Source organism: Streptomyces sp. NPDC051662, assembly GCF_040681655.1.
Lineage (GTDB): Bacteria > Actinomycetota > Actinomycetes > Streptomycetales > Streptomycetaceae > Streptomyces.
In genome coordinates this window covers 1-2386 of sequence record NZ_JBFAZD010000070.1, presented here as the reverse complement: position 1 = coordinate 2386, position 2386 = coordinate 1, and the positions used below count along the sequence as shown (strand labels likewise).

Below are 2386 nucleotides of genomic sequence, written 5' to 3'. Positions count from 1 at the left end.
ACACAGTGGACGCGAGCAACTGAGGACAAGCCCTCGGCCTATTAGTACCGGTCAACTCCACCAGTCACCTGGCTTCCATATCCGGCCTATCAACCCAGTCGTCTACTGGGAGCCTTAACCCCTCAAAGGAGGTGGGAGCCCTCATCTCGAAGCAGGCTTCCCGCTTAGATGCTTTCAGCGGTTATCCTTTCCGAACGTAGCCAACCAGCCATGCCCTTGGCAGAACAACTGGCACACCAGAGGTTCGTCCGTCCCGGTCCTCTCGTACTAGGGACAGCCCTTCTCAAGACTCCTACGCGCGCAGCGGATAGGGACCGAACTGTCTCACGACGTTCTAAACCCAGCTCGCGTACCGCTTTAATGGGCGAACAGCCCAACCCTTGGGACCGACTCCAGCCCCAGGATGCGACGAGCCGACATCGAGGTGCCAAACCATCCCGTCGATATGGACTCTTGGGGAAGATCAGCCTGTTATCCCCGGGGTACCTTTTATCCGTTGAGCGACGGCGCTTCCACAAGCCACCGCCGGATCACTAGTCCCGACTTTCGTCCCTGCTCGACCCGTCGGTCTCACAGTCAAGCTCCCTTGTGCACTTACACTCAACACCTGATTACCAACCAGGCTGAGGGAACCTTTGGGCGCCTCCGTTACTCTTTAGGAGGCAACCGCCCCAGTTAAACTACCCATCAGACACTGTCCCTGATCCGGATCACGGACCCAGGTTAGACATCCAGCACGACCAGAGTGGTATTTCAACGACGACTCCACCTGAACTGGCGTCCAAGCTTCACAGTCTCCCACCTATCCTACACAAGCCGAACCGAACACCAATATCAAACTATAGTAAAGGTCCCGGGGTCTTTCCGTCCTGCTGCGCGAAACGAGCATCTTTACTCGTAGTGCAATTTCACCGGGCCTATGGTTGAGACAGTCGAGAAGTCGTTACGCCATTCGTGCAGGTCGGAACTTACCCGACAAGGAATTTCGCTACCTTAGGATGGTTATAGTTACCACCGCCGTTTACTGGCGCTTAAGTTCTCAGCTTCGCCAACCCGAAGATTGACTAACCGGTCCCCTTAACGTTCCAGCACCGGGCAGGCGTCAGTCCGTATACATCGCCTTACGGCTTCGCACGGACCTGTGTTTTTAGTAAACAGTCGCTTCTCGCTGGTCTCTGCGGCCACCCCAAGCTCAGAGAGTAAATCCCATCACCTAGTGTGGCCCCCCTTCTCCCGAAGTTACGGGGGCATTTTGCCGAGTTCCTTAACCATAGTTCACCCGAACGCCTCGGTATTCTCTACCTGACCACCTGAGTCGGTTTAGGGTACGGGCCGCCATGAAACTCGCTAGAGGCTTTTCTCGACAGCATAGGATCATCCACTTCACCACAATCGGCTCGGCATCAGGTCTCAGGCACATGTTGCACGGATTTACCTGCACAACGCCCTACACCCTTACCCCGGGACAACCACCGCCCGGGCTGGACTACCTTCCTGCGTCACCCCATCGCTTACCTACTACAGATCCGGGTCACCGGCTCCACCACTTTCCATTCCCCGAAGGGTCCGGAACGGCTTCACGGGCTTAGCATCGTCTGATTCGATACTGGGCGTTTCAAAGCGGGTACCGGAATATCAACCGGTTGTCCATCGACTACGCCTGTCGGCCTCGCCTTAGGTCCCGACTTACCCTGGGCAGATCAGCTTGACCCAGGAACCCTTAGTCAATCGGCGCACACGTTTCCCACGTGTGTATCGCTACTCATGCCTGCATTCTCACTCGTGAACCGTCCACCCCTCGCTTCCACGGAGGCTTCACCCGGCACACGACGCTCCCCTACCCATCACAGCGGGCGTTGGCCCTCATGCTGCAATGACACGACTTCGGCGGTACGCTTGAGCCCCGCTACATTGTCGGCGCGGAATCACTTGACCAGTGAGCTATTACGCACTCTTTCAAGGATGGCTGCTTCTAAGCCAACCTCCTGGTTGTCTCTGCGACTCCACATCCTTTCCCACTTAGCGTACGCTTAGGGGCCTTAGTCGATGCTCTGGGCTGTTTCCCTCTCGACCATGGAGCTTATCCCCCACAGTCTCACTGCCGCGCTCTCACTTACCGGCATTCGGAGTTTGGCTAAGGTCAGTAACCCGGTAGGGCCCATCGCCTATCCAGTGCTCTACCTCCGGCAAGAAACACACGACGCTGCACCTAAATGCATTTCGGGGAGAACCAGCTATCACGGAGTTTGATTGGCCTTTCACCCCTAACCACAGGTCATCCCCCAGGTTTTCAACCCTGGTGGGTTCGGTCCTCCACGAAGTCTTACCTCCGCTTCAACCTGCCCATGGCTAGATCACTCCGCTTCGGGTCTTGAGCGCGCTACTA

At 56.6% G+C, this 2386-nt stretch carries 1 rRNA gene; it reads right to left on the bottom strand.

Features of this window, described 5'->3' with window-relative positions:
• Nucleotides 1–21 precede the first annotated feature (21 nt).
• A 23S ribosomal RNA gene (locus tag AB0M67_RS41550) occupies nt 22–2386 on the bottom strand; the annotation flags it as partial.